Origin of the sequence: Streptomyces ureilyticus (assembly GCF_011045025.1) — a bacterium.
In the GTDB taxonomy this organism is placed as follows: domain Bacteria; phylum Actinomycetota; class Actinomycetes; order Streptomycetales; family Streptomycetaceae; genus Streptomyces; species Streptomyces ureilyticus.
Genome location: NZ_JAAKZX010000008.1, coordinates 14,252 through 30,840 on the forward strand (window position 1 = coordinate 14,252; position 16,589 = coordinate 30,840).

A 16,589-nucleotide genomic window follows, 5' to 3' on the forward strand; every position below is an offset into this window, starting at 1 on the left:
CCTAGGTCGCCTGCCCCCGGTCGAGCACGACAATTTCCGCCGCGTCGAAGGCCACCCCGACCTCGTCGCCGGGGTCCGGCGCATCCCGTAGCGCGCACGCTGCCTCCAGGCGCGGCGCGCTCTCCGGTTGTAGGTGTACGGAGACATGGGTGCCGCGGAACGTGCGCGCCGCGACCGTGCAGCGCAGCCCCTCCGCCGGCGGTACGAGCCGTACGCCAGCGGGCCTGATCAGCAGCGTGACCTCGCCCTGCGGGGCACCGGCGGGCACCGGCACCTTGCCCCACGGCGTGTCCGCGGCCTCACCGCTGACGCTCGCGCCGGTCACGTTCTCGAAGCCGAGGAAGCGGGCCACGAACTCGTCCGCCGGCCGCTGCCACACCTCAAGTGGCGTACCGGACTGGGCGATCCGTCCGTCGCGCATCACCACGACCCGGTCGGCGAGCGCGAACGCCTCGCCCTGGTCGTGGGTGACGGCGAGCACGGTGGTGCCCAATTCGGCGAAGAGTTCCCGGAGTTCGACGACGAGCCGTTCACGCAGGGAACGGTCGAGCTGGCCGAGCGGTTCGTCGAGCATCAGCAGCCTGGGGCGTGGGGCGAGGGCCCGGGCGAGGGCGACGCGCTGCTGCTCGCCTCCGGAGAGGGAGGCGATGGCCCTGGACGCGGCTCCCGGCAGGCCGACGAGCTCCAGCAACTCCCGTACCCGTACGTCTTGTTGTGCCTTCGACGCCCCGTGCATCCGCAGCCCGAAGGCCACGTTGCCGCCCACATCGCGCTGCGGGAACAGCTGGTGGTCCTGGAACATCAGGCCGACGCCCCGCTTGTGCGCGGGGACCCCGCCGAGGTCGCGGCCGTCCAGGAACACCCGCCCGGAGTCGAGGTGTTGCAGCCCCGCGACCACCCGCAGCAGCGTCGACTTGCCGCTGCCGCTGGGCCCGAGCACGCACACGATCTCGTGCTCGGCGACGTCGAGGCCGACGGCATCGAGGGCGGCACGCCGCCCGAACCGTACGGTCGCCTCATCGAGCGTGAGCATCGGCTCCTGCGTGTGCATCGGTTCCTGCGTGAGCTTCGCGTCCCGCTTGGGGGTCGCATCGCGCTTGAGCATCGTCAGAACTCCCCCGTCCGGTCGGTGCGGACGCGTTCGAGCAGGAGCAGCGCCACCGCGCACACCACCATCAAGATCGTCGAAAGGGCCATCGACTGGCCGTAGTTGAGCTCGCCCGGCCGCCCGAGGAGGCGAGCCACGGCGACCGGCAGCGTCGGGTTGTCGGCCCGCGCGATGAAGACGGTCGCGCCGAACTCGCCGAGCGACACGGCAAAGGCGAACCCGGCCGCGATCAGCAGGGCGCGCCGCACCATCGGCAGATCGACCTCACGCCACACCCGCCACGGCGAGGCCCCGAGCACGGCCGCCGCCTCACGCAGCCGTACGTCCACGGCACGGAGGACGGGGAGCATGGTGCGTACGACGAAGGGGACACCGACCAGCGCCTGGGCCAGCGGCACCAGGATCCAACTGCTTCTCAGGTTCAGCGGCGGCTCGTCGAGCGCGATCAGGAAACCGAAGCCGACGGTCACGGCGGAGACGCCGAGCGGGAGCATGAGCAGTGCGTCGAAGCCCCGTACGAGACGGCCGGCGTCCCGCCGGGTGAGCGCGGCGGCCGCGAGACCGCCGATCAGCAGGGCGAGGGCGGTGGCGGCGAGGGCGTACTGGAGTGAATTGCCGACGGCCTCGATGGGCGGGACGAGGAAGACGTCGCTCTCGCCGCTGGTCAGTGCTTTGTAGTACGCGAATCCGGGTGCGTCCAGCGAGCGTTGGACCAGTACGGCCAGTGGCAGTACGAGCAGTAGCGCGGCGGTGCCGAGGACGGCGGCGAGCAGTGTCCACTGCCCGGCGCCGCGCGGCCGACGCGCGGTCACGGAGGCGTCGACCAGACGCAGAGCCGTCTCCCGGCGGTGCACGGTCCACGCGTGGACCGCGAGGATCGCTCCTACCGCCACGAACTGGATCATCGTGAGTACGGCGGCAGTGGAGAGGTCGAAGATCTCCGAGGTCTGCCGGTAGATCTCGACTTCGAGGGTGGCGAAGGTGGGCCCGCCGAGGATCTGCACCACACCGAAGGAGGTGAAGGTGAAGAGGAAGACCATCAGCGCCGCGGCGGCCACGGCCGGGCCCAGCGCCGGAAGCGTGACCTTGCGCCAGGCCGCGAACCGTGAGGCGCCGAGCACCCGCGCGGCCTCCTCCTGACGCGGGTCGAGTTGCGACCAGAGGCCGCCGACGGTGCGTACGACGACGGCGTAGTTGAAGAAGACATGCGCGAGCAGGATGGCCCAGACGGTGGTGTCGAGGCGTACGCCCCACAGTTCGTCGAGGAGTCCGCCGCGTCCGACCAACGCCAGGAAGGCGGTTCCGACGACGACCGTCGGCAGCACGAACGGGACGGTGATGACGGCCCGCAGCAGCTGCTTGCCCCTGAAATCGAAGCGCGCGAAGACGTATGCGCCGGGAAGCGCGATCAGCAGCGTGAACGCGGTCGAGGCGAACGCCTGCCAGGTCGTGAACCACAGGACATGCCTGACGTCCGGCTGCGCGAGCACCTCACCGAGCCGCCCGAACTGCCAGGCCCCGTCGACCTTCAGGCCTCGGGCCACGATCGCCGCGACGGGATAGGCGAAGAAGACCGCGAAGAACGCGACGGGCAGGGCCATGAGCCCGAGCCGCGCCACACTCCCGCTGCGGGCCTTCTTGCCTGGCCGGGGCCTTATTTCAGTACGAGCGAGGTCCACGACTTGACCCACTGGTCACGGTTCTTGGCGATGTCCTCGGGCGCCATGACCTCGTAGTCCTCCGCCGGGGCGCCGTACTTCGTGAACTCCTCGGGGATCTGCGCGTCCTCGCGCATCGGGTACACGAACATGTTGAGCGGCATGTCGGCCTGGAACTTCTTCGAGATGAGGAAGTCGATGAGGGCCTGGCCGCCCTTGGCGTTCTTGGCGTTGCTGAGCAGTCCCGCGTACTCGATCTGCCGGAAGCAGGTGCCGTAGGCGACGCCGGTCGGTGCGGTGTCCGGCTTGGGGTCGGCGAAGACGACCTCGGCGGGCGGAGAGGAGGCGTAGGAGACGACGAGCGGCCGGTCCCCCTTCGCCTTCTTGCCGCCGGCGGACCCGGAGAACTCCTCGTTGTAGGCCTGCTCCCAGCCATCGACGACCTTCACGCCGTTGGCCTTGAGCTTCGTCCAGTAGTCCCGCCAGCCGTCGTTGCCGTATTTTGCGGCGGTGCCCAGCAGGAAGCCGAGGCCGGGCGAGGAGGTGGAGGCGTTCTCGGTGACGAGGAGGTCCTTGTACTCGGGCTTGACGAGGTCGTCGAAGGACTCCGGCGGGGTCAGGTCGTTCTCTTCGAAGTAGGCCTTGTCGTAGTTGACGCAGATGTCGCCGAAGTCGATGGGCGTGATCCGCTTCTTCTGCTGGTCGATCCGGTACTCCGGGGGCAGCAGATCGGAGTCCTTGGCCTCGTACGCCTGGAACAGGTCGTTGTCGAACGCCCGGGACAGGAGGGTGTTGTCGACGCCGAAGAGGACATCGCCCTGCGGGTTGTCCTTGGTGAGGATCGCCTTGTTGAGAGCCTGGCCTGCGTCCCCGTCCTTGAGGACCTTCACCTGGTAGCCGGACTGCTTCTCGAAGTCGCGGATCACGCTCTTGGACGCCGCCCACGAGTCATGGCTGACGAGGGTGACGGTCTTGGACTCCGAGGCCCCTTCCCCGTCCCCGGAGTCGGACGACGTGCAAGCGGACAGCGTGACCAGACCGAGCCCGACGGCCGCGGCCACGAACTTCTTGGTGGTGCTCACTGGATCCCTCCTGGGTATCCAGGAAGAGACGCGGCCCTGCCCGGGAACCTCTGAGTTCCCGGGCAGGGCGCAACAGCTTGAGTAATGACCGAACTTCCTACCCAGAATGACCTGGGCAAGGTTCAGAGGGTCTGCGGTCTGCTACCGCACTCTCAGCGCTGTGGCGCTCCCCTGTCGGAATATGAAGGTGTACGTACGGGGCAAGACTACAGCCCGCCATTGAGCGGCCCTGCCGAGGCCCGGTGCGGTACCGCGCCCCTTCAAGGGCGCGGGGCTGTATCAATGTGCAGCTCCGCCGCGATGGGGGTCCCCCCGCTCATGGGGGTCCCCCCGCTCGAGCGCAGCCGAGAGTGGGGGAGAAGCCGAGAGTGGGGGAGCGACTAGCCACGACGTGACCCGCGGCTTCGAACCGTTCCAGCGCAGCGCTTAGCGTTCGGTGGCCGCGAGTTGCCCGCATGCCCCATCGATCTCCTGGCCACGGGTGTCCCGGACGGTGACCGGCACTCCGTGGGCCGCGATCGCCTCGACGAACGTCTTCTCGTCCTCCGGCCGGGAGGCGGTCCACTTGGAGCCGGGCGTCGGGTTCAGCGGGATCAGGTTGACGTGCACCGGCTTGCCCTTGAGCAGCCGGCCGAGCCGATCACCGCGCCACGCCTGGTCGTTGATGTCCCGGATCAGCGCGTACTCGATGGACAGCCGGCGCCCGGACCTGGCCGCGTACTCCCATCCGGCGTCAAGGACTTCCCGCACCTTCCACCGTGTGTTGACGGGTACGAGGGTGTCGCGCAGTTCGTCGTCCGGCGCGTGCAGCGAGATGGCGAGCCGGCACTTGAAGCCCTCGTCGGCGAACCGGTGGATGGCAGGGACCAGTCCGACGGTCGATACGGTGATGCCGCGCTGCGACAGCCCGAGCCCGTCCGGCTCGGGGTCGGTGAGCGCCCGTATCGCCCCGACGACGCGCTTGTAGTTGGCGAGGGGCTCGCCCATGCCCATGAACACGATGTTGGAGAGCCGGGCCGGCCCCCCGGGAATCTCCCCGTCCCGCAGGGCCCGCATCCCATCCACGATCTGGTGCACGATCTCGGCGGTCGACAGATTCCGGTCGAGACCGGCCTGTCCGGTGGCGCAGAACGGGCAGTTCATACCGCAGCCCGCCTGCGAACTGATGCACATGGTGACCCGGTCCGGGTAGCGCATCAGCACGGACTCGACGAGCGTCCCGTCGAACATTCGCCACAGGGTCTTGCGGGTGGTGTCCTGGTCGGTCGACAGATGCCGTACGACCGTCATCAACTCGGGAAGCAGCGCCTCCCGAAGCTTGGTGCGCGAACCGGCAGGGATGTCGGTCCACTGCTCCGGATCGTGCGCGTACCGCGCGAAGTAGTGCTGCGAGAGCTGCTTGGCGCGAAACGGCTTCTCACCGATCGCGGCAACGGCTTCCTTGCGCTCGGCGGGCGAGAGATCGGCAAGGTGCCGCGGCGGCTTCTTGGCTGCGCGGGGGGCGACGAAAGTGAGTTCTCCGGGCTTAGGCATGGCCATACAAGTGTCGCAGACATACGAAGAGGGGCTCGCCACCTGTGGACAACGAGCCCCTCACGCATGAGTGTGCAGGTCAGCAGCGATTCACCAAGGTCATCCGGAACCGACGAAGATCACCAGCAACAGCCACACCACCGGCGCCGTAGGCAGCAGCGAATCCAAACGATCCATGATGCCGCCGTGCCCCGGCAGCAGTGTTCCCATGTCCTTGATGCCGAGGTCCCGCTTGATCATGGACTCGCCGAGGTCGCCCAGGGTGGCGGTGACAGCGACCGCAAAGCCCATGAGCAGGCCCTGCCACCAGGTGCCGTCCTCGATCAGGAACTGCATGAACAGTGCGCCGGCCACCATGGCGAAGGCGACCGCGCCGAGCAGGCCCTCGCGGGTCTTGCCGGGGCTGATGCGCGGGGCGAGCTTGTGCTTGCCGAAGCGCCAGCCGACGGCGTACGCGCCCGTGTCACTCACCACGGCCAGCGCCAGGAACGTCAGGACCCGCCACGCGCCGTCGTCGGCGGTGAGCATCATCGCCACGAATGTGGCCAGGAACGGGATGTAGAAGGCCGCGAAAACACCCGCCGTGACGTCCTTGAGGTAGCCCTCGGGTGGTTCCGTCATGCGCCAGACGAGGACGGCGAGAGCGGTGAGCGCCATCGCCACCCAGGCGCCCTCTGCCCCCCGTACGTATCCGGCGACGACCATCGCCGCACCGCCGAGTGCGAGCGGCACGAGAGGCGCCTTGATGCTCTTGCGCTCCTGGAGCCGCGAGGTCAGCTCCCACAGACCGACCACGACGGCGACCACTATGACGCCGATGAAAACGGCCTTGACGACGAACAGCGACACGACGATCACCGCGCCGAGCGCGACGCCGACTCCTATGGCAGCACCCAGGTCACGGCCCGCGTTCTTCTTCTGCGGTGCGGACGCCGGCTCTGAGGCGCTGGACATGGGCTCCTGCGACTGAGGATGGGGCTGGGGCTGGTGGCGCGACGGGGCCCGGTGCGGCGGCGTCGACGGCGTCTCGTCGCGGAACAGGGGGCCACCCGACACGGCGGCCCCCCGGTCGTCATCCTGGTTTCCGCCATGCGCGGGTACGTCGGGCACGATGGGCATGGGGCGAGTCTGCTGGGCGTTGTGCGTGTCGTACGCGGGACCCGCCGGGGCAGCCCCCTGGGCGGGCCCCTGGTCGGACGGCCCCCAGTACCCGGCTTGTGGCGGCGCCCCCCAGGAAGAGTCGTTCATCAGACCTCGAGCAGCTCTGATTCCTTGTGCTTGAGCAGCTCGTCCACCTGGGCCACGTACTTCGCGGTGGTGTCGTCGAGCTCCTTCTCCGCACGGCGGCCCTCGTCCTCGCCGACCTCGCCATCCTTGATCATCTTGTCGATGGCGTCCTTGGCCTTGCGGCGGACGGATCGGATCGAGACCTTGGCGTCCTCGCCCTTGGTCTTGGCGACCTTGATGTAGTCCCTGCGGCGCTCCTCGGTCAGCTCGGGGAACACCACCCGAATGATGTTGCCGTCGTTGCTCGGGTTGACGCCCAGGTCGGAGTCACGGATCGCCTGCTCGATGTTGCGCAGCGCGCTCTTGTCGAACGGGGTCACCACGGCCATACGCGGTTCCGGCACCGAGAACGAGGCGAGCTGGTTGATCGGCGTCAGTGCGCCGTAGTAGTCGGCCACGATCTTGTTGAACATCGCCGGGTGCGCACGACCGGTGCGGATCGCGGCGAAGTCCTCCTTGGCGACCACGACGGCCTTCTCCATCTTCTCCTCGGCCTCGAGGAGGGTCTCTTCGATCACCACTTGCTCCTGCGTGTCTTGAGTAGGCCCGGCAGCTGTTCCTGGTCGGGGTCGGCAGCCGGCTGCGTCGCGTCTTATTACTGCACGGTTCCCGACCGGCAGGACATTGTCCATCCCCCGGTCAGGGTCCGTCCTCCTGGCAGGGACAGTCCCGGTCAGGCCCGGCTGCCTTGGTCACCCACGAGAGTGCCGATCTTCTCACCCTTGACGGCCCGCGCGATATTGCCCTCCGCCAGAAGCTCGAAGACCAGGATGGGCAGCTTGTTATCCCGGCAGAGCGTGATGGCTGTCATGTCGGCGACCTTCAGGTCCCGCGTGATGACCTCGCCATAACTGAGCGAGTCGAACTTGACGGCCTCGGGGTTGGTCTTCGGGTCGGAGTCGTAGACCCCGTCCACACCGTTCTTGCCCATCAGCAGGGCTTCGGCGTCGATCTCCAGGGCGCGCTGGGCGGCGGTGGTGTCGGTGGAGAAGTACGGCATGCCCATACCGGCGCCGAAGATGACCACGCGGCCCTTCTCCAGGTGGCGCACGGCACGCAGCGGGATGTACGGCTCCGCGACCTGCCCCATGGTGATGGCGGTCTGCACACGCGAGTCGATGCCCTCCTTCTCCAGGAAGTCCTGAAGGGCGAGGCAGTTCATGACCGTACCGAGCATGCCCATGTAGTCGGAGCGGGCCCGGTCCATGCCGCGCTGCTGCAACTCGGCGCCGCGGAAGAAGTTGCCGCCGCCGATGACGACGGCGATCTGGGCACCGCCGCGGACAACGGCGGCCACCTCTCGGGCGATTTTGTGCACCACGTCGGGGTCGACGCCCAGTCCCCCGCCACCGGCGAACGCCTCACCGGAAAGCTTCAGCAGAAAGCGCCCCGCGCCTTTGCCGTGATCGCTCTTGTCGTCCTTGTCGGCCTTGGTGGTGGTCATGGAGATCTCGCCTCTTTTACGTGTCGCACATACGAAGGAGGCCATTGCCGGTGGGTGTTCTCATCCCATGCGCGGCAATGGCCTCCTCGTCAGATCTGCTGTCGTCCGTCACGCACGCGCGCGTGCCCACGTGCGAGGACGACTGCTGTCGACCCTAGCGGGCTCTCGCGTGGAGCGCGGTACGGACTCAGATGCCGACCTTGATGCGCACGAAGCGCTTCAGGGTGACACCGGCCTCGTCCAGGACCTTCTGGACGGACTTCTTCTGGTCGAGCGCGTACGGCTGGCCGAGGAGCGTGGCCTCCTTGAAGAAGGCATTGACGCGACCCTCGACGATCTTCGGCAGGGCGGCCTCGGGCTTGCCCTCGGCGCGCGTGGTCTCCTCGGCGACGCGGCGCTCGCTCTCGACGACCTCGGCCGGAACGTCCTCACGGGAGAGGTACTTGGGCGCGAAGGCGGCGATGTGCTGGGCGATGCCCTTGGCGGTCTCGGCGTCCGGCTTGTCCAGCTCCACGAGGACACCGATCTGCGGGGGCAGGTCGGGCATGGTGCGGTGCATGTACGTGGTGACGTACTCGCCGGAGAACTGGGCGAAGCGGTCCAGGACGATCTTCTCGCCCAGGTTGGCGTTGGCCTCGTCGACGTACGCCTGGACCGTCTTGCCGGGCTCGATCTCGGATGCGAGCAGCGCTTCGAGGTCGGCCGGGGAGGTGGCGGCGACATGCGCGGCGAGCGCGTTCGCGGCGGCCTGGAACTTCTCGCCCTTGGCGACGAAGTCCGTCTCGCACTTCAGCTCGACGAGGACACCGGAGGTGTTGTCGTCGGCGATCAGGGAGACGACGGCGCCGTTCTCGGCGGAGCGGCCCTCGCGCTTGGCGACGCCCTTCTGGCCCTTGATGCGCAGGGCCTCGACGGCCTTGTCGACGTTGCCGTCGGCCTCGTCGAGCGCCTTCTTGCAGTCCATCATGCCGGCGCCGGTGAGCTCGCGGAGCTTCTTGACGTCGGCGGCGGTGTAGTTCGCCATGATCAGTGAATCTCTTCTCGGAGTTCGAAGTCTCGAAGTCGGCGTCCGCCGCTGATCGGGCGGGCGTCCACCGAAGATCTACGGTCTACGGGTGAACGGCGGGCGGCGCGCTGGCGCCGCCCGCCGTCACTTGAGCCGTGACGCTGGAGTCAGGCCCACGACGCGGAGGTCAAGGCCTGCGACGCCGGGGTCAGGCCTGCTCAGCCTCGGCCGGCTTCTCGGCCTCGGCAACGGGGGCCTCAACAGCGGCCGGAGCCTCAGCAGGGGCCTCAGTCGGGGCCTCGGCGGGGGCCTCAGCCTCAGCAGCAGGGGCCTCAGCCGCGGCCGGAGCCTCGGTGGTGGCCTCCTCGGCCTTCTTCTCGCCACCCTCGAGCAGGTCGCGCTCCCACTCGGCGAGCGGCTCGCCCGCGGCCTTCTCACCCTTGGCCTCGGCGGCGGCACCGGAGCGGGCGATGAGGCCCTCGGCGACGGCGTCGGCGATCACGCGGGTGAGCAGGGTGACGGAGCGGATCGCGTCGTCGTTGCCCGGGATCTTGTAGTCGACCTCGTCGGGGTCGCAGTTGGTGTCGAGGATGGCGACGACCGGGATGTTGAGCTTCCGGGCCTCACCGACCGCGATGTGCTCCTTCTTGGTGTCCACGATCCAGACGGCGCTGGGAACCTTGGACATCTCGCGGATACCGCCGAGGGTCTTCTCCAGCTTGGCCTTCTCGCGGGAGAGGACCAGCAGCTCCTTCTTGGTGAGGCCGGAGGCGGCCACGTCCTCGAAGTCGATCTGCTCGAGCTCCTTCAGGCGCTGCAGGCGCTTGTAGACGGTCGAGAAGTTGGTGAGCATGCCGCCCAGCCAGCGCTGGTTGACGTAAGGCATGCCGACGCGGGTGGCCTGCTCGGCGATGGCCTCCTGCGCCTGCTTCTTCGTGCCGACGAACATGACCGTGCCGCCGTGGGCGACGGTCTCCTTGACGAACTCGTAGGCGCGGTCGATGTACGACAGCGACTGGAGCAGGTCGATGATGTAAATGCCGTTGCGCTCCGTGAAGATGAATCGCTTCATCTTCGGGTTCCAACGGCGGGTCTGGTGACCGAAGTGGACGCCGCTTTCCAGCAGCTCCCGCATCGTGACGACGGCCATGGCCGTACTCCTTGGTGTTCTCGGTTGTGCCGCGCGTGCCGGACGGCACCCGCGCCTGACGCCCGCGATGCGCCTGCCACTAGGGACCGAGGGGCGCTGACACCGGCTTTTGGTGGCCCGGTGTCGGGGCGTGCGAAGTCGACCCGGTGACCCGGATCGCCACCAGAAGTGTACGGGACACGCGAGGCACCGGGTGACGCCGCTATCCACAACCGCCCGGTACTCCACAGATCCTGGCCATGATCCACTTTTCCCCGCAGATCGCGGGAGCGTTCTCGCATGCGAGCAGAACGATTCCGACGAGACCGACGACGTCAGCGATGCCTTCGTACGTGGCTGGCCCTGCTGTTGGGCCTGACGGTGACCGCCCTCGGCATCGCCTTACCCGCTGCCGGGGCATCGGCTCCCGGTGGCGCGAACGGCCCGGCACCGCCGGGAGCCGATCCCCCGGTCCCGGCTGTCGGCCGCACCTGGCCCGTAGGGGTACGCCCACCCGTGACCCGCGCCTGGGATCCACCGACGGCGGAGTACGGCCGGGGCCACCGCGGAGTCGACCTCGCGGCGCCACCGGGCACCCCGGTCCGCGCCGTGGCACCCGGCCGTGTCTCCTTCGCCGGCAGGGTCGCCGGCCGCGGAGTCGTCTCGATCGCACTCGACAGCACCGGCGATCCCCCTCTGCGCACCACATACGAACCGGTACGCGGGACAGCGAAGAAGGGAGACGAGGTGGCGCCGGGCGACATCGTCGGCGTCGTGGAACCCACGGGCTCCCATTGCCCGGCGCACTGCCTGCACTGGGGCCTACTCCGAGCCAACACCTACCTGGACCCGCTCTCCCTGCTGCCCCCAGGTCTACTCCGCCGCGGCCCTTCACGCCTGCTCCCGGTCAGCGGCGTACCGGAGGGACCACCGACGTAGGGGGTGCAGTACTGACGTGGTGTCTGGGTGCCGCGTCCAGATTGGCGTGGCCGGATGTCGCGCCCAGTTGACCGTTTTGCCGCAGGGGCGGTGGGGGAGGGTGGGAAGCCCGGAAGAGCGAACCCACCCTCCAGTCAGCCGAGAAGGCCCTCAGCCCCGTACCCCCCGCAACACCATCGCCACAGCGGCATCGGTGATGGCGTCCGGCTCCTCAGCCGCGCCCAGCTCGATGCGCCGTACCGCCGCGTCCACGATGCCCTGCAAGAGCATGGCGGCCATACGGGGCTGGTCGTGGCCCATGTCCCCGAGCGCTTCCACGATCATGGCGACGAGGCCGCCGTGCGCGGCGCGGATCTTTTCTCGCGCGCCCGCGTCGAGTTCGCTCGCGGAGATGGCCACGACGGCCCGGTGCCGCCGGTCGCCGACCAGAGCGAGCTGTTGGCGGACATACGCCTCGACCTTGCCCTCGGGCGTCTGAGCCTGCGACATCGCCGCCTCGACCTCGGCCGCCCATACGGGGAAGTCGACCGCGCAGAGTTCTTCGACCACGGCCGCCCGTGACCGGAAGTACTCATAGACGGAGGACCGCGCGAGTCCCGTGCGCTCGGCAAGCGCGGGGAACGTCAGCGCCTCAGTCCCACCCTGCGACAGCAGCGATCGGGCCGCGTCCAACAGGGCGGCTCGCTGCATCGACCGGTGCTCGGCCACGGAGGCCGCTCGAATCCTTGGCACGCCTCCACTTTACGGATGGACCACCCAGGACGGGAGTGACTCCGCATGACGGGTCTGATCGGGACTCCTCGGCCCGGACGATCCGAGGATGCCTCGACCGAAGGGAGCGGGGAGGGGCAGGAGGCGCGAGTCAGCCGAGTCGGCGGAAGCCGGCGGCTGTCAGCCACCGTCAGCAGCGGTCAGCGTCCGAAGCTCGCAAGCTTCGCCCGCAACTGGAGCACCGACTTCGTGTGGATCTGGCTGACCCGGCTCTCGGTCACCCCGAGTACGTTGCCGATCTCGGCGAGCGTGAGTCCCTCGTAGTAGTACAGCGTGACCACGGTCTTCTCGCGCTCGGGCAGCGTGTTGATGGCCCGTGCGAGGAACCGCCGCAGCTCGCGGTCCTCGGCGATCTCCACGGGGTTGTCGGCCGCGGTGTCCTCGAGCGTGTCCATCAGGCTCAGCCGGTCACCGCTCTCGCCCCCGGCGTGCAGCAGCTCCTCCAGGGCCACCACGTTCGCCAGCGACAACTGGCTGAAGACGGCGTGGAGTTCCTCCACCCCGATGCCCAACTCGTCGGCCACCTCGCCCTCCGACGGACTGCGCCGCAGCCGGGCCTCCAGTGTCGCGTAGGCCCGCTCGACATTGCGCGCCTTCTGCCGCACGGACCGCGGAATCCAGTCCAGGGCCCGCAGTTCGTCGATCATCGCGCCCCGGATCCGGGTGATCGCGTACGTCTCGAACTTGATCTCCCGCTCGATGTCGAACTTCTCGATCGCGTCGATCAGCCCGAACACTCCGGACGAGACGAAGTCCGCCTGCTCCACATTGGGCGGCAGCCCCACACTCACCCGGCCCGCGACGTATTTGACCAGCGGCGAGTAGTGCAGGATCAGTTGCTCGCGCAACCGCTCGTCGCCCGTCGCCTTGTACGACCTCCACAGCTCGTCGAGCGTCGAGGGCGCGGGCGGCCGCACGTCGCCGCGGGCAGCGGGAGGAGCAGCCGCCCGGTCAGACCCGGAGGTGTGCTGGGGCATTCGTCGTCTTGAGCCGTTCTGCCGTGAACAGGGGGTGCCTGAGTGAGCTGTCGGTCTGTAGTCGAGGTGCTGGGCTGAGTTGCTTACCTGGCTTTGGTTGCCTGGCTGGTTACCTGCTTCGGTTGCTTGTCTGTGCCGGAATCCTCGTGAGCGTAGCGTGACTGGGGAGTCGCAGTGAGCGAAGAGCGGGGGATCCGGCATGCGCAGATACGTTCCGCTGGGCGCCCCTCAGGGGCACGTCCGTCGCCGTACGTGACCGTCGCGAGGCGCCAACTGCGGGAACTTCCAGGGACATCGGGGTGTCGCCCGGACGGGGGAACACGCTGGGTCAGCATCGCCGCCGATCCGGGTGGACGGGGATCATCGCCTCGCGTGTCAACTTCCAGCCGTAGCCGTGTCGCTCGACGTAACCAAGTGACCGGAGTTCGTACAGCTTCCCGACTGCGTCGTCCTGCGTCGTCCCGGCACCCCTGGCGATCTCCTCGGCCGACGCGATCCGCCGGGCGGGCAGCGCGGCAAGCACTCGGCGGGCGTCCGGGTCCAGGAGGTCCCGCGGCAGCACCGGGCCGCGCCGGTCCGGCGCCAGGTCACCCATGTCGCCGACCAGCTCGACGATCTCGGCGGCGTCGGTGACGAGCACCGCGTCCCCGCGCAGCAGTTCGTGCACACCGGCCGAGAGCCCGCTGGTGGCGGGGCCCGGCACTCCTATCGTGTAGCGCCCCAACCGCTGCGCGGCGCGCGCGGTCACCAGCGCGCCGCTGCGATAGGCGGCCTCGACGACCACCGTGCCGCGGGTCAGCGCCGCGATGACCCTGTTGCGGAGGATGAATCTGCTCGGCGTTGGGTGATCGCCGGGTGGCAACTCGCCGATGACCAGGCCCTGTTCCGCGATCCTGGTGATCAACTGAGTGTGTCCGCGCGGGTACGGCTGGTCGACCCCGCAGGCGAGCACGGCGACGGTGGCTCCGCCGGCCCCGAGGGCACCGCGATGTGCCGCACCGTCGACTCCGTACGCGCCTCCGGACACCACGACCCAGCCCCGCTCCGCGAGCTCCGCGCCGAGGATGGCCGCCATATGGGCGCCGTACTCGGTGCAGGCCCGGGCGCCCACGACCGCGACGGACCGCAGCGCCCATATCCGCAGGTTGGGCCGCCCTCGTACCCATAGTCCGATGGGCCGCGCGTCCCCCAGGTCGTCGAGTTGCGCCGACCACTCGGGGTCCCCGGGGCAGACGAACCGCATCCCGGCGTCCCGCGCGACCGCCAGGTCCCGCTCCGGATCCGCCTGCTGGGCCCTGGCCCGCAGGCCCGCCCACCGTTTGTCCGTCACCCCCGGCAGCTGTTCCCCTTGTCCGAAGAGGCGCCGCACCACCTCGCCGGCCCCGAGCTGCCGGAGCCAGCGCCCGCTGACCTCGTCCCCGGGTTCGATGACGCGAGCGAGGAAAACCCGGTGGAGCCGCTCGTCGCCGCCGCTCACCCGCTCGCCGCCTCCGTTCACCTGCTCATGCCTCCCGCTCACGCGCTCATCGCCCCCGCTCACGACATCGCTCCGATCGCCATCGGCACCCCCTGCGGCACGCCGGTGCGCAGTTGCAGGGCGAGGGCGACGTCCGTGGCGTCAGGCCGGTCGTGGCCGACGAGGTCCGCGATGGTCCAGGCGACGCGCAGTACGCGATCGAGACCGCGGGCGGTGAGGAGGCCGCGCTCCAGGCTCCGTTCGGCTTCGTCCATGGCGCCGATCGACGCGTGCCACCGGCTGCGAAGGTCGCTTCCCGGGACCTCGCTGTTCGTCCGCCACGGTGTGCCTGCCAGACGGGCGGCAGTGCGCTCCCTTGCCGCTCGAACCCGGTCGGCGACGGTCGAGGTGGATTCGCCCTGCATGCCGGCGTCGAGCATCTCCGAGCGCGTGACGCGGTCCACCTCGACCCGCAGGTCGACCCGGTCGAGCAGCGGACCGGAGAGCCGGGCCTGGTAGCGGCGGATCATCGGAGTGGAGCACTCGCAGGCGTTGCCCGTCTTCGAGAAGCGGCCGCAGGGGCACGGGTTGGCCGCGAGCACCATCAGGAATCTCGCCGGGAAGCGGACGACACCTGCGGTGCGCGCGATCACGACGTGTCCCGCTTCCAAAGGCTGGCGCAGCGCGTCCAGCGCCCGGCTGCCGAACTCTGGAGTTTCGTCGAGAAAGAGAACGCCACGGTGAGACAGCGACACCGCGCCGGGTCGTGCGATTCCCTGGCCGCCACCGACTAGCGCCTGCATCGTCGCCGAGTGGTGGGGCGCGCAGTAGGGCGGGGTGTCGATGAGGGGCTTCCCCGGAGGGAGCAGGCCAGCGACGGAATGGACCGCCGTGACTTCCAGCGACTCCTGCCTGTCGAGCGGCGGCAGGATGGCCGGCAGCCGCTCGGCGAGCATCGTCTTGCCGGCACCCGGCGGGCCTTCCAAGAACACATGGTGGCCCCCGGCCGCGGCGACCTCCACCGCTGTCCGCGCCGAACGCTGGCCGACGACATCGGCGAGGTCATGGTCATGGTCGTGCTGTGCGGCGCCCATGCTGTGCATTCCGGAGGCGGCGCGGGTTCCCGGCATGCGCAGGCCCGCGAGGAGCGGGTCGGGTCGGCCCTGTTCGTCCGGTTCCTCTTCGGGCACCGGCTCGTCCGTGAGGACGGCGATCAGCTGGCGCAGGCTGCGGACGCCGAGTACCGAAACGCCGGGCACCAGCGAGGCCTCGGCGGCGGCGCACTCGGGTACCACCACCTGTTCGTATCCGGCGTCGGCCGCGGCCAGCACCGCGGGCAGTACGCCTCGTACCGGCCGCACCCGGCCGTCCAGGCCCAGCTCCCCGATCATCACGATGTCGGGGAGGACCCGTGGATCGATCCGCTCGGAGGCTCCCAGTACGGCGCATGCGACAGCGAGATCGAAACCGCTGCCGCCCTTCGGCACCGAGGCGGGGCTGAGTCCCACCGTGAGCTTCTTCTGGGGCCATTCGCCGCCGGAGTTGACCACGGCCGCCCTGACTCGGTCCCTGCTCTCGCTCAGGCTCTTGTCGGGCAGTCCCACCAGCGTGAAGGCCGCGATCCCCGGCTCCAGGTCCGCCTGGACCTCGACGACGACGCCCTCTACGCCGACCAGTGCCACCGAGCACGTACGGGCGAAACCCATCAGGCCACCCCCCGTACATGCTCGACGACGGGCGCGCCGCGGTCGGGGAGAAGGACGCCGACGACATCGATTCGTACGCCGCCGGGTGGCGCTCCTCCGTGTTCCTGCACCCAGCGCTCGGCCAGGCCCCGCAGTCGCTCCGCCTTGAGGGGCGTGATGGCGGCCATCGGGTGCTCGAAGGCACCGGCCCGGCGGGTCTTGACCTCGCAGACGACGACCGCGTCGCCGTCCCGGGCCACGATGTCGATCTCACCGGTCCTGCCACAGCGCCAGTTGCGCTCCAGGACCGTCATCCCGGCCTCGCCCAGCCGCCGCGCGGCCAGGTCCTCGCCGTACTTGCCGAGTGCGCCGCGTGCAGTGCGTGCGTTCATGTCGGCACCACCTCCGGCGCCAACGATGAGGGCAGCTCAGCAAGCTATTGGATCTTGGTGGACAAGTCTGGGCTTGTGGACAAGGCCGCCACTCTTGCGAGTGATCAGCGGTCGCGGCACTT

The 16,589-nt window shown here is 69.2% G+C and carries 15 protein-coding genes; 1 reads left to right on the forward strand and 14 read right to left on the reverse strand.

What is annotated here, in order from left to right:
* Position 1 precedes the first annotated feature (1 nt).
* From G6048_RS04015 to rpsB, 9 genes are all read right to left on the reverse strand, one after another.
* Complete coding sequence (locus G6048_RS04015) at positions 2–1,033, reverse strand: ABC transporter ATP-binding protein (protein WP_206341153.1); 1,032 nt, start codon at positions 1,031–1,033, stop codon at positions 2–4.
* Positions 1,034–1,107: 74 nt separating this feature from the next.
* Complete coding sequence (locus G6048_RS04020; RefSeq protein WP_165338094.1) at positions 1,108–2,787, reverse strand: ABC transporter permease; 1,680 nt, start codon at positions 2,785–2,787, stop codon at positions 1,108–1,110.
* On the reverse strand, positions 2,763–3,848 hold the full coding sequence (locus G6048_RS04025; protein ID WP_165338027.1) for a thiamine ABC transporter substrate-binding protein: 1,086 nt from the start codon (positions 3,846–3,848) through the stop codon (positions 2,763–2,765). Before G6048_RS04025 ends, G6048_RS04020 begins: the two co-directional genes overlap by 25 nt.
* Before the next feature lie 426 nt (positions 3,849–4,274).
* Entirely contained in the window at positions 4,275–5,381 is a 1,107-nt protein-coding gene (rlmN, locus tag G6048_RS04030; RefSeq protein ID WP_165338028.1) for a 23S rRNA (adenine(2503)-C(2))-methyltransferase RlmN, read from the reverse strand.
* Between the two features lie 99 nt (positions 5,382–5,480).
* Complete coding sequence (locus tag G6048_RS04035; RefSeq protein WP_165338029.1) at positions 5,481–6,629, reverse strand: phosphatidate cytidylyltransferase; 1,149 nt, start codon at positions 6,627–6,629, stop codon at positions 5,481–5,483.
* Positions 6,629–7,186, reverse strand: coding sequence for a ribosome recycling factor (gene frr, locus G6048_RS04040; RefSeq protein WP_033321128.1), 558 nt, complete (start codon positions 7,184–7,186; stop codon positions 6,629–6,631). Before frr ends, G6048_RS04035 begins: the two co-directional genes overlap by 1 nt.
* A 155-nt stretch (positions 7,187–7,341) precedes the next feature.
* Complete coding sequence (gene pyrH / locus G6048_RS04045) at positions 7,342–8,112, reverse strand: UMP kinase (protein ID WP_165338030.1); 771 nt, start codon at positions 8,110–8,112, stop codon at positions 7,342–7,344.
* A 187-nt stretch (positions 8,113–8,299) separates the two neighbouring features.
* The gene (gene tsf / locus G6048_RS04050; RefSeq protein WP_165338031.1) at positions 8,300–9,136 is read right to left on the reverse strand and encodes a translation elongation factor Ts; all 837 of its coding nucleotides are present in this window, start codon (positions 9,134–9,136) and stop codon (positions 8,300–8,302) included.
* Positions 9,137–9,326: 190 nt separating this feature from the next.
* Entirely contained in the window at positions 9,327–10,268 is a 942-nt protein-coding gene (gene rpsB / locus G6048_RS04055) for a 30S ribosomal protein S2 (RefSeq protein WP_165338032.1), read from the reverse strand.
* A 279-nt stretch (positions 10,269–10,547) separates the two neighbouring features.
* On the opposite strand from rpsB, the gene G6048_RS04060 reads away from it, so the two are divergent.
* Positions 10,548–11,186 (forward strand): M23 family metallopeptidase, encoded by a 639-nt coding sequence (locus tag G6048_RS04060; protein ID WP_165338033.1) that lies wholly within the window; start codon positions 10,548–10,550, stop codon positions 11,184–11,186.
* Positions 11,187–11,336: 150 nt separating this feature from the next.
* On the opposite strand, the gene G6048_RS04065 is transcribed toward G6048_RS04060, so the two are convergent.
* The 5 genes from G6048_RS04065 to G6048_RS04085 form a co-directional block, all read right to left on the reverse strand.
* Complete coding sequence (locus G6048_RS04065; RefSeq protein WP_165338095.1) at positions 11,337–11,894, reverse strand: TetR/AcrR family transcriptional regulator; 558 nt, start codon at positions 11,892–11,894, stop codon at positions 11,337–11,339.
* Between the two features lie 203 nt (positions 11,895–12,097).
* Entirely contained in the window at positions 12,098–12,934 is an 837-nt protein-coding gene (gene whiG / locus G6048_RS04070; protein WP_165338034.1) for an RNA polymerase sigma factor WhiG, read from the reverse strand.
* A 328-nt stretch (positions 12,935–13,262) separates the two neighbouring features.
* Entirely contained in the window at positions 13,263–14,453 is a 1,191-nt protein-coding gene (gene dprA / locus G6048_RS04075; RefSeq protein ID WP_408056113.1) for a DNA-processing protein DprA, read from the reverse strand.
* Between the two features lie 17 nt (positions 14,454–14,470).
* Complete coding sequence (locus G6048_RS04080; RefSeq protein WP_165338036.1) at positions 14,471–16,096, reverse strand: YifB family Mg chelatase-like AAA ATPase; 1,626 nt, start codon at positions 16,094–16,096, stop codon at positions 14,471–14,473.
* Positions 16,096–16,467, reverse strand: a complete 372-nt coding sequence (locus G6048_RS04085; RefSeq protein WP_165338037.1) for a YraN family protein — start codon at positions 16,465–16,467, stop codon at positions 16,096–16,098. The genes G6048_RS04080 and G6048_RS04085 overlap by 1 nt, the downstream gene beginning before the upstream one ends.
* Between the last annotated feature and the right edge of the window lie 122 nt (positions 16,468–16,589).

What these genes read in the sequence shown, in the direction of transcription:
- whiG (WP_165338034.1), bottom strand. Translation starts at nt 12,934, where the DNA reads ATGCCCCAGCACACCTCCGGGTCTGACCGGGCGGCTGCTCCTCCCGCT.
- G6048_RS04080 (WP_165338036.1), bottom strand. Translation starts at nt 16,096, where the DNA reads ATGGGTTTCGCCCGTACGTGCTCGGTGGCACTGGTCGGCGTAGAGGGC.
- G6048_RS04035 (WP_165338029.1), bottom strand. Translation starts at nt 6,629, where the DNA reads ATGAACGACTCTTCCTGGGGGGCGCCGCCACAAGCCGGGTACTGGGGG.
- rpsB (WP_165338032.1), bottom strand. Translation starts at nt 10,268, where the DNA reads ATGGCCGTCGTCACGATGCGGGAGCTGCTGGAAAGCGGCGTCCACTTC.
- pyrH (WP_165338030.1), bottom strand. Translation starts at nt 8,112, where the DNA reads ATGACCACCACCAAGGCCGACAAGGACGACAAGAGCGATCACGGCAAA.
- G6048_RS04085 (WP_165338037.1), bottom strand. Translation starts at nt 16,467, where the DNA reads ATGAACGCACGCACTGCACGCGGCGCACTCGGCAAGTACGGCGAGGAC.
- rlmN (WP_165338028.1), bottom strand. Translation starts at nt 5,381, where the DNA reads ATGCCTAAGCCCGGAGAACTCACTTTCGTCGCCCCCCGCGCAGCCAAG.
- tsf (WP_165338031.1), bottom strand. Translation starts at nt 9,136, where the DNA reads ATGGCGAACTACACCGCCGCCGACGTCAAGAAGCTCCGCGAGCTCACC.
- G6048_RS04060 (WP_165338033.1), top strand. Translation starts at nt 10,548, where the DNA reads ATGCGAGCAGAACGATTCCGACGAGACCGACGACGTCAGCGATGCCTT.
- G6048_RS04015 (WP_206341153.1), bottom strand. Translation starts at nt 1,033, where the DNA reads ATGCTCACGCTCGATGAGGCGACCGTACGGTTCGGGCGGCGTGCCGCC.